1 pseudogene is annotated in these 414 nt (G+C 55.6%); it reads left to right on the top strand.

Features of this window, described 5'->3' with window-relative positions:
- Nucleotides 1-76: 76 nt before the first annotated feature.
- Nucleotides 77-414 (top strand): annotated as a pseudogene (locus HMPREF2710_RS01455) (IS3 family transposase); the annotation flags it as partial.

Raw genomic sequence — 414 nt, forward strand, 5'->3', positions numbered from 1 at the left:
GCCAACCAGAGTGCAGCTACGTCCCAAGGTCGCCCAGATTTTTTCGCGAACGCCCAACGGGTGCGGTCACAGGCAGGTGGCCATGTGCCTGCGCGCTGAGGAAGGGGAACGTATCGCTGATAAGACGGTTTTGAAGATGATGCGCCAGATGGGGTTGCGCTGCGGTATACGCCGCCAGAGGGCTTACCGCAAGTACAACTCCTACAAGGGGGAGGTGGGGCGAAGCTTCGCCAACATCATTGGTCGTGACTTTACGGCGACTGGTCCTTGGCAGAAAATGGGTACTGACGTCACTGAGTTCAAGCTTTCCTTTGGTAAGGCCTATCTCGCTCCGGTTTACGACTTTGCCAGCAAGGAGATTGTTGCCCACTCTATCTCGATATGCCCTAATCTTGCTCAGCAGCAAGAGATGCT

This window comes from Rothia sp. HMSC069D01 (assembly GCF_001810135.1).
Taxonomy (GTDB): Bacteria; Actinomycetota; Actinomycetes; order Actinomycetales; family Micrococcaceae; genus Rothia.